This is a genomic window from Ochrobactrum sp. RH2CCR150 (genome assembly GCA_014138095.1).
Classification (GTDB): domain Bacteria; phylum Pseudomonadota; class Alphaproteobacteria; order Rhizobiales; family Rhizobiaceae; genus Brucella; species Brucella gambitense.
In genome coordinates this window covers 460,312-481,664 of record JACGXE010000002.1, presented here as the reverse complement: position 1 = coordinate 481,664, position 21,353 = coordinate 460,312, and the positions used below count along the sequence as shown (strand labels likewise).

Here is a 21,353-nt window from a genome sequence, read left to right as displayed (position 1 = left end):
TTATTTGGGTGCACACTATCATCGGCGCAAATTGCATTCTGCCTTGAATTGAACCATATAAAGGAAAAACGATCTTATTATCGCGATTTGTAAAGGCAAAATGAATGCGAAAAATAGAGTCTGTAGACGATCTGGATCAGTTCGACCGGCGCATTCTGGAAGTGCTCAGCGAAGATGGCAGAATTCCGGTAACCGAGCTGTCAAAAAAGGTCGGTCTTTCCAAGACGCCATGCCAGGCGCGACTGAAAAGGCTGGTTGATGAAGGCTATATTCTGGGCTTTCGCGCAGCGATCGATCCGGAAAAACTGGGTATCGATCACATCGCTTTTACGACCGTCAAACTGTCGGATACGCGCGAGGCGGCGCTCAATGCTTTCAACGTTGCCGTTCGCAAGATTCGCGAAGTTGAAGAGTGCCACATGATCGCAAGCTCGTTCGACTATCTTCTGAAAGTGCGAACGCCCAATATCCGTCGCTACCGTGAAGTGCTGGGCGAAAAGATTTCCAGCCTGCCCAATGTGGCAAGCACATCGACCTTCGTGGTGATGGAATCCGTCAAGGATAATCGGCCGGTGAGAGTCTATCCGGGCGCAATCTGACCAAAAGAAAATGGCGGGCAATGACCGCCATTTCCATTTTCCATTGCTGGAACTGATTAGTTCAGGCCAAGCGTGCCGCGCAGCGTGGACAGGTCTTCGGCCAGCGTCGTCACCGGACCGGCAAGCGCCTTGCGGTCGTCTTCCGACAGCTTGTCATAGGTCTCGTAACCGTCGCCCTTCTTGTACTTGGCAAGAATATCGTCAACGGTCTTGAAGTTGGCTTCAACCTTCTTGATCAGATCAGGATTTTCCTTCTCGATCAGCGGCTTGAACAGCTCGACAATCTTCTGCGCGCCATCGACATTGGCCTTGAAATCCCAAAGGTCAGTGTGGCTGTAACGGTCTTCTTCACCGGAAATCTTGCCAGCGGCCACTTCTTCCATGAGCGCGGCTGCACCACCCACGACCTTTTCCGGCGGAACGGTCAGATCCTTGACGCGCTTCTGGAGTTCTAGAACATCGGCATAGAGCTTGTCGGCAAAAGGAGCCAGGCCGTCGGTCGTGTTCTGTGCGAACAGACCATATTCGAGGCGATGGAACCCGGTGAAGTCGTCCGACTTCTCACCATTTTCATGATCGTCGGCGCGGCTGTCGATGGATGCATCGAGATCGGCGAAAAGCTCGGCAATCGGCTCGATCTTTTCATAGGAGACGCGCGAAGACGGATAGAGTTCCTTGGCCTTCGCCAGATCGCCAGCTTTGATCGCATCCGTGAAAGCCTTGGTATCCTTCACGAGAATGTCGAGGTGCTCCTGCACATAGACCTTATAGTCGGCAATCGGCTGGACGAGATCCAGCGGCGAAACCTCGGCCTTGGCAGCGCCGAAGCTGAGCGAGAGTGCAACGGCGCAGGCCGAAGCGAGCCCAGTAACATTCAGGGGCAGACGATACTTCATGTTTAGCCTCTCCATGATGATCGACAGAGCGTTCCGGCCTCAACCGTTCAAAAACGCTCTGTCATCTTGTTTATGCATTTCACCAAACAGCTTGGGCCAGTTGGGAAATGCCTCCACCTCACCCGCGGGCGTTTTGCGGCCCGCTCGCCGCAAGCAATCCACGTGCGTAATAGTCCTGATTGTCCTTCACGCCCGGCAGCGCGAAGAAATATCCGCCGCCGATGGGCTTGATATATTCTTCCAGCGGCTCGCCATTGAGGCGGTTCTGAACAGTGATGAAACCCTTTTCGAGATTGGCCTGATAGGCGATGAACAGAAGTCCCATATCGAGCTGACCCGACTTGGTGACGCCGTTCGAATAGTTGAAAGGACGCCGCAGGATCAGGTTCTCATGCGCCATTGCATCACGCGGATTGGCCAGACGGATGTGCGAATCCATCGGCGTGACCTTGCCTTCATGATCCTTGGCAAAATCCGGCACATCGGCTTCGGTCTTGCCGTCGAACGGCGCGCCGCTATCCTTGCGACGACCGAAAATCGTCTCCTGCTCCTGCAACGGCGTGCGGTCCCAACGCTCCACCATGTTGCGGATGATGCGCACCGCGACATAGCTGCCATCGGCGGCCCAATCAGGCTCGTCGCTTTCCTTCTGCACCCAGACGACCTGCTGCATCAGCTTCTTGTCGGAGGCATCCGGATTTGCCGAGCCATCGCGGAAACCAAGGAAGTTACGCGCGCTTTCCTTGGCTTTCGGTGAGTGCGGCGGCTGGACCGGCACAGTGCCTTCCTGCTTCCAGCGCACCATCAGCAAGTCCGGCATGTTCTTCATGATGTCGCGGAGCGCGTGAATATTGGTGTCCGGCGTGTTGGAGCAGAACTGGATCATCAAATCGCCGTGGCAGATATCCTTCTGCAAGGCGTCATTGGGAAAGCCGGTCATGCGCTGGAGCAGCTTGGGCTTCATCGGCTTCAGACCAAACCGGTCATCGAATAACGAGTGGCCGAGCGCAATCGTCACGGTCAGATTATCCGGCGTCACGGTCGGGCCGAGAATGCCCGAATCCGATGGGGGAAACTTCGCGTCAAGCTGCTGCGGCTCGCCGCCCTTCATCAGAAAGGCTGCGCGCTCGGTCAGGAGTTTGAACATGCGTTCGAGTTCACCACGATCCCGCGCCAGAACGTCGAAGGCCGCAACCAGACCAGCCGCCGGCCGTGCATTGACAATGCCCGGTTGGTGAACGCCATGGAAAGTCTGGCTTTCGTGAATTTTGTCGCTTTCCGGCGCATTGGTCACGCTGTCGGAAGACAGCGCATGGGCCGGTTGTGGGTTCAACACGCCCGCCACGGCGCCGGCAACGCCGGTTGCCCCGGCGCCGAGCAGCAATGCGCGGCGTGAAGGTGAAACAGGATTATCAGTTTTCAAAAATTTCTTGGTCATTAATCCACTCCCAATTGATCGCGGAGTTTAGAGAATTGGGCGGCGAGCGAAGCAGCGCCGTCCTTTATCTTCGCCTTGTCATCAGACGAGAGATTGTCATAGGCCTTGAAACCATTGCCTTCGGCATTGGCGCTCAAAAGAGCCTTCACCGCAGCCAGTTCCTTGTCGATGCCTTCAAATGCCTTCGCATCGACCTTGTCCACGATGGGACGCAACACATCAGCCGTCTTGGCCGCACCTTCAATGAGACCGGCAAAGGCTTGCAGGTCAGTATGGGCATAGCGGTCTTCACCTGTATCGCCTGCCGTGGAGGCGAAGCGATCAAGCGCCGATGCGGTGCCTGCCAGCATGCGATCAGGCGAAATACGCAGGGCGCGAATACGCTCCTTCAATGCACCGGCATCCTGTGCCAGCTTGCCTGCAACCGGGGCCAGACCTTCCGCTGATTTCTGCTCGAACAGGCCATATTCGATACGATGCAAGCCGCCGAAGGCGGGGTCCTGCTCACGCTTTTCGAAATAATCCGCACGGGCATTGATGGCCGTATCCAGATCGGAGAAGGCTTCCGAAACAGGCGCAATGCGGGCATAGGCAGCGCGGGCCGGACCATAGGCGGCCTGAGCAGTTTCAAGATTGCCACTAGCGACCGCAGCCGACAGATCGCCAGTCGCCTTCTGGAATTCCGCCACTTCGGTTGCGAGATAAATCTGATATTCCGCCAGCGCGCCGATGAAGGCGGTGAGCGGCAGTTTCTTGCCCTTTTCGGCATCGCTTGCGGCGGATGGCGTCACCGTCAGTTTGCCACGCGGATTGGACAACAGACCACAGGTGATCTGATATTCGCCGGGCGCCAGTTTCGCGGTGATTGTCTGCTTGAAACCGGGCGCGATATTCTCGCGCTCTTCCAGCACCATGACGCCGTCGAGAATTTCCCACTCGACCGTGCGATCAGACTTGTTGACGATCTCGAACACCGAGCGGCCAGCCGGAACGGTCAGTTCGTTCGGCTCACAGCTTTTCGCATTGATCGCCACCTGAATTTTGCCTTCAGCATCCGCATGGCGCGCCTTGTCCGAAACGCGCGAGGCGTAATAGAACGCTGCGCCCGCGGCCACGAGAAGCAGCACAGCCAGCACCAGTCCGATGCGAACCAGATTGCGGGAAAACGGTTCGGTGGCTTTAGGGTTCGTCATGAAAATCTCTTTGACTAGGCGCTATGCTTGATCTCAGCACCCTGAACGGGCGCAGACGACGGCATCAGGAAAAGGATGAGGGCCGGAACAAGGAAGGCGACATAGGCCACGACTTCGCTAACCGTCGGCGTGGCGATGTAGCCGAAGATACCGGCCAAAACCGAACCGAGCGTGCTGTCGAGCGGTAGAATGTCGCTTGCGTCGAAAACCACCGTCTGGAAATGATTCCAGAGACCGGCTTCATGCAGCGCCATGACCGAATTGGCCAGAATGCCAGCGGCGATGATCAGGATGAAAACGCCGGTCCAGCGGAAGAAGCGACGCAGGTTGAGTCTCAACCCGCCCTTATAGATGCAATAGCCAACGGCAGCGGCGAGCAGCACACCCAGCAGCGCACCAAGCGGCGCTGCAGGCCCTTCGCTTTGCTGGAACGCGGCCAGCAGGAAAAAGACCGACTCAAGCCCCTCGCGCGCGACGGCGAAAAACACCATCAGGATAAGGCCGACACCTTTATGCGTTGGCGTTTCGAAAGCCGCATCGATGGAATGGTGCAACTCGGCCTTGATCGAGCGTGCAGCCTTGCGCATCCAGAACACCATGGAGGTCAGCACGAAAACGGCGATCAAGCCAATGATGGCCTCAAACAGCTCCTGCGCCTTTTGCGGAAACTCCGCGCTCAGAATTTGCAGGATCGCGCCAACGGTGAGCGAGATGGCAAGCGCCAGAAGAATGCCGATCCAGACAACCGGCATCCAGGCGCTGCGCCCCGTCTGATGCAGATAGCTCGCGATGATGCCGACGATCAGCGCTGCCTCCACGCCTTCGCGGAACATGATGAGAAACGGTACGAGCATTTCGATCTATCCAAACAGACAGAGAAACCGGTCCGCCCCCTTCGATCAGGTCTCGGGCAAGTTCTCGATCAGCCTAAGCCTTCTTCAACGAAGTGCGCTGCACATCCGTCCGGCGCACAAAGCACGCTCTTAACTTTTCAATCCACGCGCCGTGCTTACAAAAAATCGCTTTCGATTTAAGTGCCGACGATTGGTCACCTTTTATAAGTAGCTCGCGCCCACTGCAAGACAAATGAACATGACTACGATAGGAATGTTTTAGAATTATTCTAATGATTTCATGTGTTTATGGGAGCAAATAAGGCAAGCCTGACAAAACGTGGAAATTTGATCCATCCCGACTCATGGGCTATCCTACGGAAATGATTTTGTAATTTAGCAATCGCAACCTGATCCGAAATGAAACACAACCCATGTTTGCATCGTTAGCCGCGACCATAAACGGGTGAAAAAGTTCATAATCTTCCGAAATCGTCAAAAAAAAGCGACTGAGGGGTTGAACATTCAGGCTGACTGATCCATATCGGGGTTACTTACCGCTGTGCCTCCTCCCATTGCGCGCGGTAAGTGTTCCCCTCTGGAGGTTTGCCCAAGTGGCACCTTCATAACTAAGCCGGACTTCTTAGTCCGGCTCTTTTTTTGCCCAAATTTCAGTTGCGCTGAATAAAAAGAAGCTCCACCGAAGTAGAGCTTCCGCATGAAAATCAACTTATGTTGGGAATCTACCAGATTCGGTCAGCATGTATGATTTCCATAAGAGTCTATGCAGCAACGTTTGGGAGGCGTACCCTCCCACCAACATTGTACTGGAGCATCAGGCCCATTGGGCGAAACTTCAGCTTGCGATTCAATTGAGGAAAATCCAGTATAAGTAAACGCGGCCAACGCAATCGAGATAATAAACTTCACAATTTCTCCGTATGATCGATATTTTACATCATTCAACACGTTGAATATATGCGCCAACTGGCACCGCTCCCGAAATCCCAAGTTACAATAAAGATATTGCCATTAAAAAAGCGCCGCGTTTCCGCGGCGCTTTCGTATTTTCAATCACCAGCCTGGTAATCAACCATAGGCTGCAACTGGTGGGCAGGAGCAGATGAGGTTTCTGTCGCCGCCGACATTATCCACACGGCTGACTGGCGGCCAGTATTTTGCCGTCGCGTCGAATTCGCCACCAAGGGCAATTGCCGGGAAAACCGCTTCCTCACGGGTGTAAGGATGCGTCCACTCGCTGGCCAGCGTGTCACCTGCCGTGTGCGGTGCATTGGCGAGCGGATTGTCATCGGCAGGCCAGACACCATCGGCAATCTTCTTGGCTTCACCCGCAATAGCGATCATCGCGTCGCAAAGACGGTCGATTTCCGACTTCGGCTCGGATTCTGTCGGCTCGATCATCAGCGTACCGGCAACCGGCCATGACATGGTCGGCGCATGGAAACCATAGTCGATGAGGCGCTTGGCCACGTCTTCCACAGTCACGCCTGCGCTATCCTTCAGAACACGCGTATCCACGATGCACTCATGGGCCACCCGATCATGCGCACCTGTATAAAGGATCGGATAAGCGTCCTTCAGACGATGCGCGATATAGTTGGCGTTGAGGATCGCAGCTTCAGTCGCCTTCTTCAGACCCGCACCACCCATCATGCGGATATACATCCACGTAATGACCAGAATGGACGCGCTGCCGAACGGTGCAGCCGAAACGGCATGCTTCGACCCAAGATCGACATGACCCGGCAGATAAGGCACCAGATGCTTTGCAACGCCAATCGGACCAACACCCGGACCGCCGCCGCCATGCGGAATGCAGAAGGTTTTGTGCAGGTTCATGTGGCAGACATCGGCGCCGATGTCGCACGGACGCGCAAGGCCGACGAGGGCATTGAGGTTTGCGCCGTCGAAATAGACCTGACCACCATTGTCATGAACGATGTCGCAGAAAGCCTTGATGCCTTCTTCGAACACGCCATAGGTCGACGGATAGGTGATCATGAAGGCGGCCAGATTATCGCGATGCTTCTCGGCCTTGGCCTTGAGATCGTCGATATCGATATCGCCATCCGGACGGCAATTGACCACGACAACGCTCATGCCTGCCATCGAGGCGCTGGCCGGATTGGTGCCATGCGCAGATGATGGGATCAGGCAGATGTTGCGATGACCTTCGCCACGCGACTGGTGATAATGGCGGATGGCCAAGAGACCGGCATATTCGCCCTGGCTGCCGGCGTTCGGCTGCAGCGAAACACCCGCAAAGCCGGTGATCTCGCAAAGCCATGCTTCGACATCAGCCGTCATTTTCGCATAGCCTTCGGTCTGTGCCGCAGGCGCGAACGGATGCAGATTGGCAACCGTGTTCCAGCTCACCGGCATCATTTCTGCCGCCGCGTTGAGCTTCATGGTGCAGGAACCGAGCGGGATCATCGCGCGGTCAAGCGCCAGATCCTTGTCGGCCAGACGACGCAGGAAGCGCATCATCTCGGTTTCCGAACGGTGCGAATGGAACACATCCTGCGTCAGGAAGCCTTCACCCCGAACTTTCTCATGCCCGTTGCCCGGAACGAGAACCGCGTCGCCTTCGACTGCCTTCGCGCCGAACAGAACGGCCAGTGCGGCCAGATCATCTTCGGTCGAGGTTTCATCGAAAGTCACACCAACCGTGTCGGCATCGATGACGCGCAGCAGACGACCGCCCTTGTCGGCTTCGTCGGCGATCTTCGCAGCCTTCCCAGCCACCTTGACCGAAACCGTGTCGAACAGGCTGTCACCGGCAATTTCGACGCCAGCGGCCTTGAGGCCAGCGGCGAAGCGGGCAGCAAGACCGGCAATGCGCGTTGCAATCGCCTGCAAACCAGCCGGACCGTGCCAGATGGCATAGGACACCGCCATATTGGCGAGCAGTGCCTGCGCGGTGCAGATGTTCGAGGTCGCCTTGTCGCGGCGGATATGCTGTTCGCGGGTCTGGAGCGCCAGACGATAGGCCGCGCGGCCATGCGCATCGACCGACTGGCCGACGATGCGGCCCGGAATGATGCGGGTGAGCGGCTCCGACACAGCGAGATAAGCTGCATGCGGACCGCCAAAGCCCATCGGCACACCGTAACGCTGCATGGAACCGACAGCCATGTCGGCGCCCCACTTGGCAGGGGCTTCCATGATGGTTAGCGCCAGCGGATCGGCAACGGCGATAACCAGCGCGCCCTTGGCTTTTGCATCGGCAATAACGCCGGTGAAATCGCCATAAACGCCCCTGGTATCCGGCCACGGCACGATGACCGCAGCGGTGTTGTCGTCAACAGTGCTGCCAGCTTCAACCAGCCAGCCGAGTGGCTCAGCGCGCGTATTGACGACGTCGACGGTATGCGGATGCAGATCGCCAGCCAGAAGCACGCGGCTGCGCTTGTCACGGTGATGACGGCAGGCAACGCCCACGGCTTCGGCAACAGCGGTTGCTTCATCGAGCAGCGAAGCGCAGGCAACGGGAAGACCGGTCAGTTCGGCAACCAGCGTCTGGAAATGGAACAGCAGCTCCAGACGACCCTGGCTGATTTCCGACTGGTATGGCGTATAAGCCGTGTACCAGGCCGGATTTTCAAACAGATTGCGCTGGATCACCGGCGGCGTGTGCACACCATGATAGCCCGCACCGATGAAGCTCTTCTTCACCACGTTGCGGCCCATGATTTCATTCAATTCGGCCAGTGCCGCATGTTCGCTCAACGGCGCTGGCAGATCGAGCGCGCGGTTGAGGCGAATGGACGCCGGAACAGCCTGCGTGATGAGGGTTTCCATGGAAGGAAGGCCGAGCGCGGCCAACATGGCGCGCTCGTCTTCAATTCTCGGCCCGATATGACGGGCAACAAAGGGAAGAACCTGCTGGGTCATCGCTTTATCCTACCAGTGCGTCGTAACCGGCCTTGTCGAGGAGACCGGAAAGCTGGCCTTCATCCGAAAGCTTCAGCTTGAACAGCCAGCCATCGCCTTCAGCAGCCTGATTGATCAGAGCCGGATCGGACGATACGGCTTCGTTGACTTCCACCACTTCGCCGTCAACCGGCGCATAAACGTCGGAAGCGGCCTTGACCGATTCCACAACCACGATGCCCTCGCCCTTGGAGGCGGTGCGGCCGACTTCCGGCAGCTCGACGAAAACGAGGTCGCCCAGCTGTTCCTGTGCGTGGATCGTAATGCCGACAGTGGCGACGCCGTTTTCGACGCTGATCCACTCGTGATCTTCGGTGAACAGGATTTTGGCCATGGAAATTATCCTTTGCGATAGCGATGCGGTGTGAAGGGAAGCGCCGAAACGTCAACGGGAACCTTGTTGCCGCGAACGTCAGCGAAAACACGTGTGCCGGGGGTAGCGAGGCTGGCCTCGACATAGCCCATGGCAACCGGGAAACCGGCGGAAGGACCGAAACCGCCCGATGTAACAGTGCCGATCTGGCGGCCGCTTTCATCGAACAGGTCTGCGCCGCCGCGTACCGGCTGGCGGCCTTCCGGCTTGAGGCCGACGCGCTTGGCGACGGCACCCTTGGCAATAGTATCAAGCACGGACTCGGCGCCGTTGAAGGCAGCCTTCTCGCGCACAGGCTTGGTGATCGCCCAGGTCAGACCAGCGGAAACCGGGTCGGTTTCCGGCGTAATGTCCTGACCATGCAGGCAAAGCCCGGCCTCAAGGCGCAGGCTGTCGCGGGCGGCAAGGCCGATCCACGCAACACGTTCGTCAGCGAGAAGCTTGGTCGCCAGCGCGCGCGCCTCATCGGCAGGCAGGCCTATTTCAAAACCGTCTTCGCCGGTATAGCCCGAGCGGGTCATGAACCAGCCCTGCTTGGGCTCAAACCCGCTCATGAAGGCGAGATCAGCAGCACCGGCCAAACCGGCATCGACGATAACGCTTTCGGCTTCTGGGCCCTGAATGGCGAGGAACACGCGGTCGAGCGGATTGACGGTGACCTGCTTGCCGGATGCGGCTTCATTCAGATGCTCAATGTCGGCATCGGCATTGCCTGCATTGGCGACGACCATAAAGCGGTCTTCGCCGAGGCGCGTGACGATGAGATCGTCAAGAATGCCGCCCTTGTCATTGAGGAAGAAAGTATATTTCGACTGGCCGGTCTTCAGCACCGCCGGATCGAGCGGGCAGGTTTCCGCCAGAAGTGCCGCAGCGTCGCTGCCGGAAACTTCGACCAGCTTCATGTGGGAAATGTCGAAGAGGCCCGCATGGTCACGCGTATGAAGGTGCTCCTTCATAACGCCCAGCGGATAGGTGATTGGCATGTTCCAGCCTGCAAAGCCGCCGAAGCGCGCGCCAGCCTGTTCATGCAAATCCTGCAAAGGCAGGGTATTCAAATGTGCGGTATCGCCCATAACAACTCCAGAGTCGCACGTGTGCCTTCCGCAAAATGCGGTAGCTTCGTGCCCCTCTGTCTCAGGCCTGAGAGACTCGCATAGCAAAGCGCTATACTTACACCTTCGGCGCGGAGTTTCCCCCGACTTTCCAGAGTTGTCTTACCCGTCTGCGGTTCCTTGTACCTGAGAGATTTCGGGCGATTTCCCCTTCGGCGGCCAATTGGCGCTCTCCCGCAGACAGACAGTGAAAAAGCATTTGTAAAACGCATGCTTCGGCACCCGACACAAATCCCTTAGCTCAATCCGCTTTGGGAGTCATGTAGAATTGTGGTCTTCAACCGACAAATTCCAGAACTTTTGCGACAAAACTTGAGCCGCTTCGCCAGCCACCCGAGGATTGGCCGTCATGCATGTATAAATCGGAGATTTTCACTAGCCATACGGAAAATGATAGCGACGGAGGCCGTTGAGAATCCAAAAAATGGTGATTTGGCCATGGAGAACACCAATTGTGATAACATAATGACCGATCTGCGTAAAAAACATGCAATCTCCAAGCTTAATTGCACATCAGCTATGCAAATCTGGCTCTCCTTTTTTAGATCGCACAAGCCTATATGCTGTTTGCAACACAGAGAGATAGATTTTACTAGGTGAGAGAAATGAACCTGATCCGCTCGTACAACAACTGGCGCCGTTACCGTACAACCGTAAACGAACTGAGCCGCCTGAGCCCACGTGAACTGAACGACCTCGGCATCCTGCCTTCGGAAATTCCGTTCGTCGCACGCAAGGCTGCTGCTCGCTAATCAGCGGGAAAAGCGCCATCAGAAGGCATAAGCCTTCTTTCAGGATCGCGACCTTCAAACCGCGCGATCCTTATAGTTTCCAGAGCATTCAATTGCTCAAACAAGTTATCGCCGGGGTTTCCTCCTCCCATTTTTCCCTGGCGATCAAAAGACCGGACGTCCTCCTCCCCTATTGTCCGGTCTTCCCCATAAGCACCCGTCGCTCCTCCCGCGACGGGTGCTTTTGTTTATACGGACCACGTGGGTGGCCGATCAGCCTTCCTGCGAGGCAAGCGTCGTCGCCGTTCCCCGATCCAGCAGCATCGAAATTCCGAAGACAACCAGACCGGCAAGAGCCAAGAACGCGCCGACCGTACCGGTCGATGTCCAGCCATAGCCCCATGCAATCGCCAGACCGCCAAGCCATGCGCCGAGCGCATTGGCGAGATTAAGCGCAGAATGGTTGAGCGCCGCCGCAAGCGTCTGCGCGTCAGCAGCCACGTCCATCAAGCGCGTTTGCAGTGCAGGCACCAGCGCAAAGCCGCCGCCGACCAGAAGCACATTGAGGAAGGCGGTGAGCGGATGCTGCATCAGCAGCGGGAATGCCAGCATCACCGCCATGTCGTAAAGCAGCACGATCCCGACGGTTCCCATGACGGAACGGTCAGTCAGCCGGGAGCCGACAATATTGCCCAGCACCATGCCGAGACCGAACATGACGAAGACCAGCGGCATCCATTTCACATCAATATGAGAAACTTCCGTCACGGTGGCGGCGACATAAGAAAAGACGGAGAACAGCCCGCCCGTGCCGATGGCCCCAATGGCAAGCGTGAGCAGCACCTGCCTGCGGCGCAGCGCGCCCAGTTCACGTAGCGGCGACGCGCCTTCAGCTGCGGGCAGCTTGGGCACATAAAGCGTCACCATCACCATGGTCAAAATGGCAATCAGCCCGACAGAACCGAACATGGCGCGCCAACCGGCCACCTGCCCCAGCCATGTCGCCAGCGGCGTGCCGCAGAGCGTGGCAATCGTCAGCCCCATCATCACACGTCCGACTGCTTGGGCGCGCTTGCCAGGTTCAGCCAACGATGCAGCAACCAGCGATGCGACGCCGAAATAAGCGCCATGCGGAAAGCCTGCGATGAAGCGCATCATATAAAGACTGGAATAGTCCTGCATGAAAGCGCTGGCGAGATTGCCAAAGGCAAACAGGCCCATGAGCAGGAAAAGGAGCTTGCGCCGGTCGAGCTTCGCACCGATGACCGCCAGAACCGGCGCGCCGATCAGCACACCCAGCGCATAGGAGCTGATGAGGTGCCCGCCCTGCGGGATCGAGACATTGAGATCGCGGGCAATATCGGGCAAAAGCGCCATGATGGCGAATTCGCCAGTGCCGATGCCGAAACCGCCAATGGCAAGTGCGAGTTCCGCCATGCGTTCGGACGAGCGCGGCGAAGGTTCCCGCATCGCAGCGGAAGACTGAAATTCTGACATGAACAGGCCTGAAGGGAGTGTAGGTTGTCCCGCACACCTACCACCCATTTCAGGCAAAGGCGATACGCCTTCTTGTCACGCGTAAAGTTCTATTTCGCAGCGACGACTTCGATCTCGACCTTGAATTCCTCACGGGTAAAGCCAGAAACGATCATCAATGTCGAGGCGGGCGCTGGCTGCGGAAACAGCCGGTCGCGCACGTCCATATAAGGGCGCATATGGGCGCGGTCCGTCACATAGGCGTTTATACGCACGACATTGGAAAGCTCCATGCCGCCATCGCGCAGGATGAGACGGATATTCTCGAAGCAAAGCTCTGCCTGCGCGCCTGCATCTTCCGGCACGCTTCCGTCCGGCGCAATGCCAAGCTGGCCCGAGCAGAACACCAGTTCGGCATCTGCTTTCACCTTCACGCCATGGCTATAGGCGGCAAAGGGTGCTGCCATATCGGCGGGCAGCAAATGTTGCAAAGTGCTCATCGAATATTCCTTATGATTTCGGGGCGCTGGCCAGAAGTTCCTTCAAACGCGGCGCACCCGCTGCAATATCGGCTTCCGTGGGGTTGATACCGGCAGCCAGCATACGCCGCGCAATCATGTGATCGGCCGGACGATTGATGGAATCGACCGCAACCAGCCTGTCACCGGCAAAATGGAAGACCGAAAAGGCATTATCATCGGGATTGCCCGAAAGAATATGACGGTCGGCTTCAAACGACAGGCCTGCCGTCTGGAGCTTCATATCGCCCTGATCGGACCAGAACCACGCCACTTCGCGGAACGGCGTGGCACGACCCACAATGCTGCGGGCCACATGTTTGGCCTGATCGGTCGCGTTCTGCACCGATTCCAGCCGCACACGACGACCAGCGTGAAAATGATCATAGCTCACGCAATCGCCGATGGCGTAAACATGATCCACTGAGGTGCGCATATGGTCGTCAACGACGATGCCGTTGTCGATGATAAGACCCGCGGCAGCAGCAAGCTCCACATTTGGCAGCGCGCCGGTGCCGATCACCACAATATCCGCCGGGAACACGGTTCCATTGCTGGCCTTCACGCCCGTTACACGGCCGTTTGCGCCCTCAATTGCCATCACACCAAGCCCAACATGCAGCGTGATACCGGCGGCGCGGCTGCGCGTTTCGACATGTGCGGAGATTTGCGTCGCGACCGAGCGACCAAGAACACGCGGAGCGGCTTCGATCAACACGGTGTTTTTGCCGAGCGCCAGCGCGCTATGCGCCATTTCAAGCCCGATAAATCCGCCACCGATGATCACGACATTGCTGATCGTCGGCATCAGATCAGCAATACGGCGCGCATCTTCCATGCGACGCAGTGTGACCACGCCGTCGAGATCGATGCCCGGCATATCGGGAATGCGCGCGCGGGCGCCCGTTGCAAAGACCAGATCGGACCAGTTCAGCACACGACCGTCATCAAGGGTCACCGTGCGCTCATTCAGCGATACGCCCTCGACCCGATACCCGAACAGCATCTCGATATTATTGTCGCGATAGGCGCTTTCCGGACGCAGCACCAGCCCGCCATGTTCCGGCGCTTTGAGATAGGATTTGGAAAGCGGCGGCTTATGATAGGGAATATCCGCCTCATCGTTGATGAGGACGATTTCTCCGGCATAACCTTCCTGACGAAGGCTGATCGCGGCCTGCGAGCCCGCATGGCCCGCGCCTATAATAATGCATCTCTCGTCCATAGGACCTCCGGAAATTTCCGCGCATCATAGTCATGTGCTGGTCTGTCGCGTGGCGCATCTACCACGGATTCACATCTTAATTGCACGCCGCCCGCGATTTTTAAACATTTAGTTTGACCAATCGGTCAGATTGTTTAGTAAGGTTCCTGCTTCAATACGCCAGAACAAACTTGGAGCGCCGCCTTGAAACGATATTGGTCCGATTACACGAGCGAGGCGTTTTCGCGTCTCGAGCGCGACAAGCTCGTGGCGGTGTTGCCCGTTGGCGCAATCGAGCAGCACGGACCACATCTGCCGATGTGTGTGGACGCAGCCGTCGCCGACGGCATGGTGGCGGAACTGATCAAGCGCTTGCCCGATACAAGCAATGTTCTGTTCCTGCCGACACAGGCCATTGCCAAGAGCAATGAACACAAGCGCTATCCCGGCACTTTGACCTTTTCAGTCGAGACCGTCATCCGCATGTGGTGCGAGATCGGCGCATGCGTGGCGGCAAGCGGCGTGCGCAAGATGGTGCTGTTCAACAGCCATGGCGGCAATATTCCGGTGATGGACATTGTCGCCCGTGAATTGCGCGTGCAGCACAATATGATGGTGTTCTGCCTCAACTGGTTCGGCCTTGGCATGCCCGATGGCGTTTACAGCGAGCACGATCTCAAGCACGGCATTCATGCTGGCGACATGGAAACATCGGTCATGCTGGAAATGCATCCCGATCTGGTCGTGATGGAAAAGGCGCAGGATTTCCGTACGCTGACCGAAGTTTTCGCTGACGAATACAAGCATATCAGCCTCGGCGGCGGCGCAAAGCCCGCATGGCAGATGCAGGACATCAATGCCTATGGCGCAGCCGGCAATGCATCGATTGCAACCGCTGAAAAGGGCCGCAAGACCATCGATTTCGCAGCTGACCGGCTAATTGAAGCGCTGGGCGAGATTGAGCGCGCGCCGCTCTCCTGGCTCAATAACCAACCTGCCTGGTAAGGACGATGAGCGTGGCCTCCAACTCGCAAAACCAGTCACCCCTGATCGACATCAACGGCGTCTACAAGCAGTACGGCACCGGCGTCATGGCCGTGAACGACATGTCGCTCAAGATCGAGCAAGGCCAGTTCGTCAGCTTTCTTGGGCCTTCGGGCTGCGGCAAGAGCACGGCTCTGCGCATGATCGCCGGACTGGAATCGGTTTCGGCTGGCGAAATTCGCGTCAATGGCCATGCTCCCGGCAAGGGTTCTTCCGGTGCGCAGGACATCGGCTTCGTGTTTCAGGAGCCGACGCTGATGCCTTGGGCCAGCGTCTACGACAATGTCTATCTGCCGCTGCGGCTTTCCGGTGTTTCGCGCAAGGAAGCCAAGCCTCGCATTGAAGAAGTGCTGATGCAGGTTGGCCTGTCTCGCTTTGCCAATGCTTTTCCGCGTGAACTTTCGGGCGGCATGAAAATGCGTGTTTCCATTGCGCGTGCGCTGGTGACGCGTCCGCGCCTGCTTTTGATGGATGAGCCTTTTGCAGCGCTCGACGAGATGACACGCTTCAAGCTCAATAATGATGTGCTGCGCCTTTGGCAGGAGCACGGGCTGACTGTGATCTTCGTGACCCACAGCGTTTACGAGTCGGTCTATCTCTCCAACCGCGTGATCGTGATGGCGGCGCGTCCGGGCCGTGTCGTGGCCGACATTCCGATCATCGGCACTTATCCGCGGGCCGAAAACTACCGCACCACGGATTCTTACGCGAAATATTGCGCCAAGGTTTCCGATACGCTGACCGCGACGCTTTCCTCTGAAGATATAGACCATTGAGGGCGAGAAGATGAACCAGATGCAAAACGAACTGCCAGTCCTCAATTCCGAACAGGATCGTCTCGCCCGGCGCGAGCGCACCCTGCGCATTCTCATGCCGACGCTGGCGATCATCATCGCGCTCGGCATCTGGGAAGGTCTGGTGCGCTTCTATGAAGTGCCGCATTACCTGATCCCGGCCCCGTCGCTGATTGCCGAAACGCTTTTCAAGGACGGTCCGTCACTCATGGCGTCCATGTGGTTCACCGTCAAGCTGACGCTGATCTCGCTGGCCTGCGCCATTATTGGCGGCGTTTTGCTGGGCATGGTGTTTGCGCTGTCGCGACCGATTGAAATGGCATTCTTCCCCTTTGCCGTCATCCTTCAGGTGACGCCGGTAATCGCCATTGCACCGCTTATCCTGATCTATGTACGCGATACTTTCTCGGCGCTGCTCATCTGCGCGTGGATTGTCGCTTTCTTTCCGATCCTGTCCAATACAGTGATCGGGCTTCGCAGCGCCGACCACAATCTGCGCGATCTGTTCAAGCTCTATCGTGCCTCGCCGTGGCAGCGCCTGCGCTATCTGCTGGCTCCAAGCGCTCTGCCGTATTTCATGGCGGCCCTGAAAATCGCTGGCGGCCTGTCGCTGATCGGCGCTGTGGTGGCTGAATTCGTCGCGGGCACCGCAGGACAGAGCACCGGCCTTGCATCGCGTATTCTTGAATCAAGCTTCCGCAATGAAATCCCGCGCATGTTTGCAGCGCTCTTCCTTGTTTCGCTGCTCGGCATCGTGATCTTCCTGATCACCAGCTGGCTGTCGCGCCTTGTCCTTGGACGCTGGCACGAAAGCGAAATCCGCAGAGATCGCTAAGATGAAGCCCGCTGACACGCTACAAGGCGTTGCCATCGCAGGCCGCCCGGGCCGATATGACCTGCATGTCGAGCATGGCCGCATTGCCGCGATCACGCCGTCGCAGGTAACCGGCGGCGGGTGTGTGACGCCGCTTTTGGCCGATGTACATGTGCATCTCGACAAGACATTCACGATCCAGCGCATCGCGCAGAACGGCGACACCAAGGTCGAATGCCTGTTCGACGCCATAGACCTGATGAATACCGACCGCCAGAACTGGCATGCCGATGATATCCGCGCCCGCGCCACACGCGGCCTTGAGGCGGCTTTCGCGCAAGGCGTCGGCGCTATTCGCAGCCATGTCGACTGGACCAGCCCGGAAGTTCCGACCGCATGGCCGGTTCTCAACGAACTGCGTCACGAATGGAAAGACCGCATCGACCTTCAACTCGCGGCCCTCGTGCATGGCGATCTGGTGCTGGAAGCCGGGCGCGATATCGCGGCCCGGGTGAAAGCCGATGGCGGCGTGCTGGGCGCGTTCTTCTATCGCAATGCCGATCTTGCCGCCAAGATCGAGGAAATGTTCCGTCTCGCTGTCGAAAACGATCTCGATCTCGACTTTCATGTCGATGAAGGGCTGGATGTTGAAGCCGACGGCTTTTCACTGATCGTGGACGCCGCCCGTCGCCATCGCATGGCGGGCCGCGTGCTGTGTGGCCATGCCTGCTCGCTTTCGCTGCGAACGGTGGAAGAACTGACGCGTATTCTCGATGCCGCCGCGCAAGCGGGCGTCGCGCTTGTCTCGCTGCCCACCACCAATCTCTATCTGCAAGACCGGATCGGCGGAAAATCGCCGCGCCTTCGTGGTGTAGCGCCGCTGAAAGAAGCGCGTCTGGCGGGTGTTGAAGCCATGCTTGGCTCCGACAATGTGCGCGATGCCTTCTACCCTTATGGCGACTATGATCCGCTTGCGATCCTGCGCCTTGCAGCGCCTGTCTGCCATCTGGAGCCGGAAGAATGGCTCGACAGCATCACCACCCTGCCCGCCCGCCTGATCCAGAGCGAGCGCGTGCAGGCGCTGTCAGCAGGTGGTGCCGCCAATTTCATCTGGCACGACGCCGAAGACCTCAACGATCTCATCAGCCGTCCCCAAGCCCTCCGCCGTATCTGGCGCGACGGCATTGTCTCGGACCATGTTTACGGGAGAAACCCATGAATTCTGTCGCCCCGCAGCGCATCTATGACTGGGCCGCATTCCGCGCCGAAATCGACGGCATCCGCATCTATGACGACCCCAAGCAAGTCGAGCTGCGCTCCCGCGATTACTTCTGGTACAGCCCGATCCTGACCGAAGATATCGGCCATTATGTCGGTGACCTCGTCGTTATTCCGAAGGATCAGGACGAAGTGCGCCGCGTGGCGGCAGCAGCCGCGAAACTGCGTATTCCGATCACGGTTCGCGGCGGCGGCACCGGCAATTATGGCCAGTGCGTGCCCCTTGAAGGTGGCGTCATTCTCGACATGACCAAGATCGACCGCATCATCGCCATTGAGCCGGGCAAAGTGCGCGTTGAAGGCGGCGCACGCATTTCGCGTCTTGACGATGCCGTGCGCGAAACCGGACAGGAACTGCTGATGTATCCGTCCACCCGCCGCATCGCCACCATTGGCGGCTTCTTCTCCGGCGGTTCGGGCGGCATCGGCTCGCTGCGCCACGGCATGTTGCGCGATGACGGCAATGTCTATTCGGTCAAGGTCCTGACTGTCGAGCCGGAACCGAAAATCATCGAGCTGACAGGCCGCGACATCCACAAGGTTCAGCACGCCTATGGCACCAATGGCATCATTCTGGAGCTGGAAATCGGGCTGACCAAGGCGACCGACTGGATCCATACCGCTGCGCTCTTCGACAGCTATGAAGCAACGCTGAACTTCTGCCTCAAGGCGCTGGAAGAAAATCTGGATTGCTATCTGCTGACCACCGTGGATCGGCGCTTTGCGCGCTTCTACACCAAGTTCGGCGATCTGTTCCCATCCGACAAGGATGCCGTTTTCGCCATGATTGCGCCGGAGGAGCGCGAGCGCTTCGCAGAACTCGCGACCGAATTCAACGGTCGGGTATCGTTCTCCATGACGCTGGACGAGTTGCACAAGGCTGGCCTTCAGCCTGCCTATGAATGCGGATGGAACCACACCACGCTTCAGGCCCTGAAGGCGGAACCGGGCTGGACCTATCTTCAGGTTGCCTATCCGCGCCCCTTCGACCCGGCATTGGTCAATCGCCAGATCGAACGTTATGGCGACACGCAATATATGCACCATGAAATGGCGCGCCTTGAAGGCGAAGTGCAGATTTTCGGCTTGCCGCTGGTGCGCTTCGAAACCCGCGACGCGATGTACAGCCTCATCGGCGAGCTTGAACAGGTCGACGGTTGCGACATCTACGATCCCCATGCCTATACCATCGAGGATGGCGGCATGAAGGAGATCGACGGCGTGCAAATCGAATTCAAGAAACTGGCCGATCCTTACGGTCTGCTCAATCCCGGCAAAACGCGCGGCTGGACCGCCGACATGGCACTTTCGAACTGATAACAGGGGAACGACAACAATGAAAAAAGCACTCTTTGCGGCAGTCGCCGCTTTCTCGCTTGGCCTTTCCGCACAGATGGCCTTTGCGCTCGACAAGGTGACGCTCGGCACCAACTGGCTGGCGCAGGCCGGTCACGGCGGTTTCTATCAGGCGCTCGCCGATGGCACTTATGAAAAATACGGCCTCGATGTGAAGATCGAGATGGGCGGACCGCAGGTCAACAACCGTCCGATGCTGGCCGCAGGCCGCCTCGACTTCCTGCTCACCGGCAACCTGCTTCTGTCCTTCAACAATGTCGCCAATGGCGTTCCGACCACAGTTGTGGCTGCCTTCTACCAGAAGGACCCGCAGGCCCTGATGGCGCATGACGGCGAATATAAGGACTTCAAGGATCTGGTGAACGCACCGACGATCCTGATTTCCAAGGACGGCCAGTTCTCGTTCTGGCCCTGGCTGGTGAAGGAGTTCGGCTTCAAGGACGAACAGCTTCGCCCTTATGGTTATAGCCTCGCCCAGTTCCTCGGCGACAAGAAGACCGTGCAGCAGGCCTATGCCACCGCCGAACCGCTTTATGCGGCCAAGGAAGGCGCAAAGGTCAAGACGTTCCTGCTCGCCGACGAGGGCTACAACACCTATGCGAACACCATCGAAACGCGTCAGGATCTGGTCGACAAGAATCCCGACCTCGTACAGCGTTTCGTGACGGCTTCCATCGAAGGCTGGGTCAACTTCATGTATGGCGATCACAGCAAGGCCTATGAGATGATCCTCAAGGACAATGCGGATATGAGCAAGGAAACGCTCGACGCAGAATTGGCCAATCTCAAGGAACTGCAACTCATCGATAGCGGCGACGCTCTCACCAAGGGCATTGGCGCAATCGACATGAGCCGCGTCAAGTCGTTCTACGAGCTGGCGCGCAAGTCCGGCATCGTCAGTGGTGAAGAACTCGACATGAGCAAGGTTGCAACCGACGCCTTCGTCAACAAGGGCGCAGGCCTCGACATCAAGAAGCAGCTGGGCCAGTAAGGCTCCCCACGAAAACGGAAAGTTGCCCGCATTTCTGAAATGTCTGGCGGCTTCCCTGCCACCACGGTTAAAGACATGACGATCGACGACGAGAATGATGACATCGAGCCGACCGGGCGGGACAAGGTTCTCGACCGCCGGCGGCGCATTCTCGGCGCGATCCGCACCGCTGCTATCGATGAATTTGCGGAAAAAGGTTTGGTTGGCGCATCGACCCAAGGCATTGCGCAACGCGCCGGCCTGACCAAGCCGCAGCTGCATTATTATATTTCCAGCAAGGAAGAACTCTACGAGGACATTATCGTCTTCATCCTCGATGAGTGGGAGGATATCTTCCTCGATGCCAGTGCGGAAGACGATCCGGCCAAGGTGATCCGCCAGTATATCCGGGCGAAACTCGACTACAGCCAGAAGAACCCTAAAGCGTCGCGGCTTTTCACCACCGAAATAGCCAATGGTGCGCCCTATCTTAGCCGCCACTGGAACAAGCATGTCACCGCCACCCATCGCGCAGTCAAACTGATCCAGTCATGGGTGGATACCGGCCGTATCAAACCGGTCGATCCGCTGCTGTTCCAGATGCATATCTGGGCGGTGACGCAGCATTATGCCGATTTTGAAACGCAGGTGCGCAGCATGATGGAAGTCGGCAAGGACGACCCGCTGGATTTCGAGCGCATCGAAAAAGAAGTCTCGACGCTGTTTCTACGCGCTTGCGGCTTAGCCGACTGAAGCCTGCCGCGTCTATA

The 21,353-nt window shown here is 57.6% G+C and carries 19 protein-coding genes and 1 riboswitch; of the genes, 9 read left to right on the top strand and 10 right to left on the bottom strand.

The genetic code is table 11. The features are described from left to right. Positions 1 to 104 precede the first annotated feature (104 nt). Positions 105 to 599: an Lrp/AsnC ligand binding domain-containing protein gene (locus FHW03_RS05885; RefSeq protein ID WP_182519772.1), complete on the top strand. Its 495-nt coding sequence runs from the start codon at positions 105 to 107 to the stop codon at positions 597 to 599. A 56-nt stretch (positions 600 to 655) separates the two neighbouring features. On the opposite strand, the gene efeO (FHW03_RS05880) is transcribed toward FHW03_RS05885, so the two are convergent. The 7 genes from efeO (FHW03_RS05880) to gcvT form a co-directional block, all read right to left on the bottom strand. Then, a complete protein-coding gene (gene efeO, locus FHW03_RS05880; RefSeq protein ID WP_182519771.1) occupies positions 656 to 1,495 on the bottom strand; it encodes an iron uptake system protein EfeO in 840 nt (279 codons plus the stop codon). 118 nt (positions 1,496 to 1,613) lie between these two features. Next, the gene (gene efeB / locus FHW03_RS05875) at positions 1,614 to 2,933 is read right to left on the bottom strand and encodes an iron uptake transporter deferrochelatase/peroxidase subunit (protein WP_182519770.1); all 1,320 of its coding nucleotides are present in this window, start codon (positions 2,931 to 2,933) and stop codon (positions 1,614 to 1,616) included. Further along, positions 2,933 to 4,126: an iron uptake system protein EfeO gene (gene efeO, locus FHW03_RS05870; RefSeq protein ID WP_182519769.1), complete on the bottom strand. Its 1,194-nt coding sequence runs from the start codon at positions 4,124 to 4,126 to the stop codon at positions 2,933 to 2,935. Before efeO (FHW03_RS05870) ends, efeB begins: the two co-directional genes overlap by 1 nt. 14 nt (positions 4,127 to 4,140) lie before the next feature. Continuing rightward, positions 4,141 to 4,980 carry an iron uptake transporter permease EfeU gene (gene efeU / locus FHW03_RS05865; RefSeq protein WP_182519768.1) on the bottom strand — a complete coding sequence of 280 codons (840 nt, stop codon included), beginning with the start codon at positions 4,978 to 4,980 and terminating at the stop codon, positions 4,141 to 4,143. 1,068 nt (positions 4,981 to 6,048) lie between these two features. After that, on the bottom strand, positions 6,049 to 8,874 hold the full coding sequence (gene gcvP / locus FHW03_RS05860; RefSeq protein ID WP_182519767.1) for an aminomethyl-transferring glycine dehydrogenase: 2,826 nt from the start codon (positions 8,872 to 8,874) through the stop codon (positions 6,049 to 6,051). A 4-nt stretch (positions 8,875 to 8,878) separates the two neighbouring features. Beyond that, on the bottom strand, positions 8,879 to 9,247 hold the full coding sequence (gene gcvH, locus FHW03_RS05855; RefSeq protein WP_078336790.1) for a glycine cleavage system protein GcvH: 369 nt from the start codon (positions 9,245 to 9,247) through the stop codon (positions 8,879 to 8,881). Between the two features lie 5 nt (positions 9,248 to 9,252). Continuing rightward, entirely contained in the window at positions 9,253 to 10,359 is a 1,107-nt protein-coding gene (gene gcvT, locus FHW03_RS05850; RefSeq protein WP_182519766.1) for a glycine cleavage system aminomethyltransferase GcvT, read from the bottom strand. Positions 10,360 to 10,501: 142 nt separating this feature from the next. Further along, positions 10,502 to 10,585, bottom strand: a riboswitch (glycine riboswitch). A gap of 418 nt (positions 10,586 to 11,003) precedes the next feature. Here gcvT and FHW03_RS05845 point away from each other — a divergent pair. Continuing rightward, complete coding sequence (locus tag FHW03_RS05845; RefSeq protein ID WP_078336788.1) at positions 11,004 to 11,150, top strand: DUF1127 domain-containing protein; 147 nt, start codon at positions 11,004 to 11,006, stop codon at positions 11,148 to 11,150. 252 nt (positions 11,151 to 11,402) lie between these two features. Here FHW03_RS05845 and FHW03_RS05840 read toward each other — a convergent pair whose 3' ends face one another. The 3 genes from FHW03_RS05840 to FHW03_RS05830 form a co-directional block, all read right to left on the bottom strand. Continuing rightward, positions 11,403 to 12,626, bottom strand: a complete 1,224-nt coding sequence (locus FHW03_RS05840; RefSeq protein ID WP_182519765.1) for an MFS transporter — start codon at positions 12,624 to 12,626, stop codon at positions 11,403 to 11,405. 89 nt (positions 12,627 to 12,715) lie between these two features. Next, positions 12,716 to 13,105, bottom strand: a complete 390-nt coding sequence (locus FHW03_RS05835; protein WP_182519764.1) for a RidA family protein — start codon at positions 13,103 to 13,105, stop codon at positions 12,716 to 12,718. 10 nt (positions 13,106 to 13,115) lie between these two features. After that, the gene (locus FHW03_RS05830; RefSeq protein ID WP_182519763.1) at positions 13,116 to 14,348 is read right to left on the bottom strand and encodes an FAD/NAD(P)-binding oxidoreductase; all 1,233 of its coding nucleotides are present in this window, start codon (positions 14,346 to 14,348) and stop codon (positions 13,116 to 13,118) included. Between the two features lie 183 nt (positions 14,349 to 14,531). Between FHW03_RS05830 and FHW03_RS05825 the strand changes: the two genes are divergently transcribed. From FHW03_RS05825 to FHW03_RS05795, 7 genes are all read left to right on the top strand, one after another. Then, a complete protein-coding gene (locus FHW03_RS05825) occupies positions 14,532 to 15,332 on the top strand; it encodes a creatininase family protein (RefSeq protein ID WP_151590795.1) in 801 nt (266 codons plus the stop codon). 5 nt (positions 15,333 to 15,337) lie between these two features. Beyond that, positions 15,338 to 16,147 carry an ABC transporter ATP-binding protein gene (locus FHW03_RS05820; protein WP_182519762.1) on the top strand — a complete coding sequence of 270 codons (810 nt, stop codon included), beginning with the start codon at positions 15,338 to 15,340 and terminating at the stop codon, positions 16,145 to 16,147. A gap of 10 nt (positions 16,148 to 16,157) precedes the next feature. Beyond that, positions 16,158 to 17,000 (top strand): ABC transporter permease, encoded by an 843-nt coding sequence (locus tag FHW03_RS05815; protein WP_171058738.1) that lies wholly within the window; start codon positions 16,158 to 16,160, stop codon positions 16,998 to 17,000. 1 nt (position 17,001) lies between these two features. After that, positions 17,002 to 18,198, top strand: coding sequence for an amidohydrolase family protein (locus FHW03_RS05810; RefSeq protein ID WP_182519761.1), 1,197 nt, complete (start codon positions 17,002 to 17,004; stop codon positions 18,196 to 18,198). After that, positions 18,195 to 19,574 (top strand): FAD-binding oxidoreductase, encoded by a 1,380-nt coding sequence (locus FHW03_RS05805; protein ID WP_182519760.1) that lies wholly within the window; start codon positions 18,195 to 18,197, stop codon positions 19,572 to 19,574. Before FHW03_RS05810 ends, FHW03_RS05805 begins: the two co-directional genes overlap by 4 nt. 19 nt (positions 19,575 to 19,593) lie before the next feature. Then, positions 19,594 to 20,604 carry an ABC transporter substrate-binding protein gene (locus tag FHW03_RS05800; RefSeq protein ID WP_182519759.1) on the top strand — a complete coding sequence of 337 codons (1,011 nt, stop codon included), beginning with the start codon at positions 19,594 to 19,596 and terminating at the stop codon, positions 20,602 to 20,604. A 75-nt stretch (positions 20,605 to 20,679) separates the two neighbouring features. Beyond that, positions 20,680 to 21,336, top strand: coding sequence for a TetR family transcriptional regulator C-terminal domain-containing protein (locus tag FHW03_RS05795; RefSeq protein ID WP_182519758.1), 657 nt, complete (start codon positions 20,680 to 20,682; stop codon positions 21,334 to 21,336). Positions 21,337 to 21,353 lie beyond the last annotated feature (17 nt).

Excerpts from the sequence above, each read along its gene's own strand:
- efeO (WP_182519769.1), bottom strand. The coding sequence starts at position 4,126 with ATGACGAACCCTAAAGCCACCGAACCGTTTTCCCGCAATCTGGTTCGC.
- FHW03_RS05800 (WP_182519759.1), top strand. The coding sequence starts at position 19,594 with ATGAAAAAAGCACTCTTTGCGGCAGTCGCCGCTTTCTCGCTTGGCCTT.
- gcvP (WP_182519767.1), bottom strand. The coding sequence starts at position 8,874 with ATGACCCAGCAGGTTCTTCCCTTTGTTGCCCGTCATATCGGGCCGAGA.
- efeO (WP_182519771.1), bottom strand. The coding sequence starts at position 1,495 with ATGAAGTATCGTCTGCCCCTGAATGTTACTGGGCTCGCTTCGGCCTGC.
- efeB (WP_182519770.1), bottom strand. The coding sequence starts at position 2,933 with ATGACCAAGAAATTTTTGAAAACTGATAATCCTGTTTCACCTTCACGC.
- FHW03_RS05845 (WP_078336788.1), top strand. The coding sequence starts at position 11,004 with ATGAACCTGATCCGCTCGTACAACAACTGGCGCCGTTACCGTACAACC.
- FHW03_RS05805 (WP_182519760.1), top strand. The coding sequence starts at position 18,195 with ATGAATTCTGTCGCCCCGCAGCGCATCTATGACTGGGCCGCATTCCGC.
- FHW03_RS05835 (WP_182519764.1), bottom strand. The coding sequence starts at position 13,105 with ATGAGCACTTTGCAACATTTGCTGCCCGCCGATATGGCAGCACCCTTT.
- FHW03_RS05885 (WP_182519772.1), top strand. The coding sequence starts at position 105 with ATGCGAAAAATAGAGTCTGTAGACGATCTGGATCAGTTCGACCGGCGC.
- FHW03_RS05810 (WP_182519761.1), top strand. The coding sequence starts at position 17,002 with ATGAAGCCCGCTGACACGCTACAAGGCGTTGCCATCGCAGGCCGCCCG.
- FHW03_RS05795 (WP_182519758.1), top strand. The coding sequence starts at position 20,680 with ATGACGATCGACGACGAGAATGATGACATCGAGCCGACCGGGCGGGAC.
- gcvH (WP_078336790.1), bottom strand. The coding sequence starts at position 9,247 with ATGGCCAAAATCCTGTTCACCGAAGATCACGAGTGGATCAGCGTCGAA.
- efeU (WP_182519768.1), bottom strand. The coding sequence starts at position 4,980 with ATGCTCGTACCGTTTCTCATCATGTTCCGCGAAGGCGTGGAGGCAGCG.
- FHW03_RS05815 (WP_171058738.1), top strand. The coding sequence starts at position 16,158 with ATGAACCAGATGCAAAACGAACTGCCAGTCCTCAATTCCGAACAGGAT.
- FHW03_RS05820 (WP_182519762.1), top strand. The coding sequence starts at position 15,338 with ATGAGCGTGGCCTCCAACTCGCAAAACCAGTCACCCCTGATCGACATC.
- FHW03_RS05830 (WP_182519763.1), bottom strand. The coding sequence starts at position 14,348 with ATGGACGAGAGATGCATTATTATAGGCGCGGGCCATGCGGGCTCGCAG.
- FHW03_RS05840 (WP_182519765.1), bottom strand. The coding sequence starts at position 12,626 with ATGTCAGAATTTCAGTCTTCCGCTGCGATGCGGGAACCTTCGCCGCGC.
- gcvT (WP_182519766.1), bottom strand. The coding sequence starts at position 10,359 with ATGGGCGATACCGCACATTTGAATACCCTGCCTTTGCAGGATTTGCAT.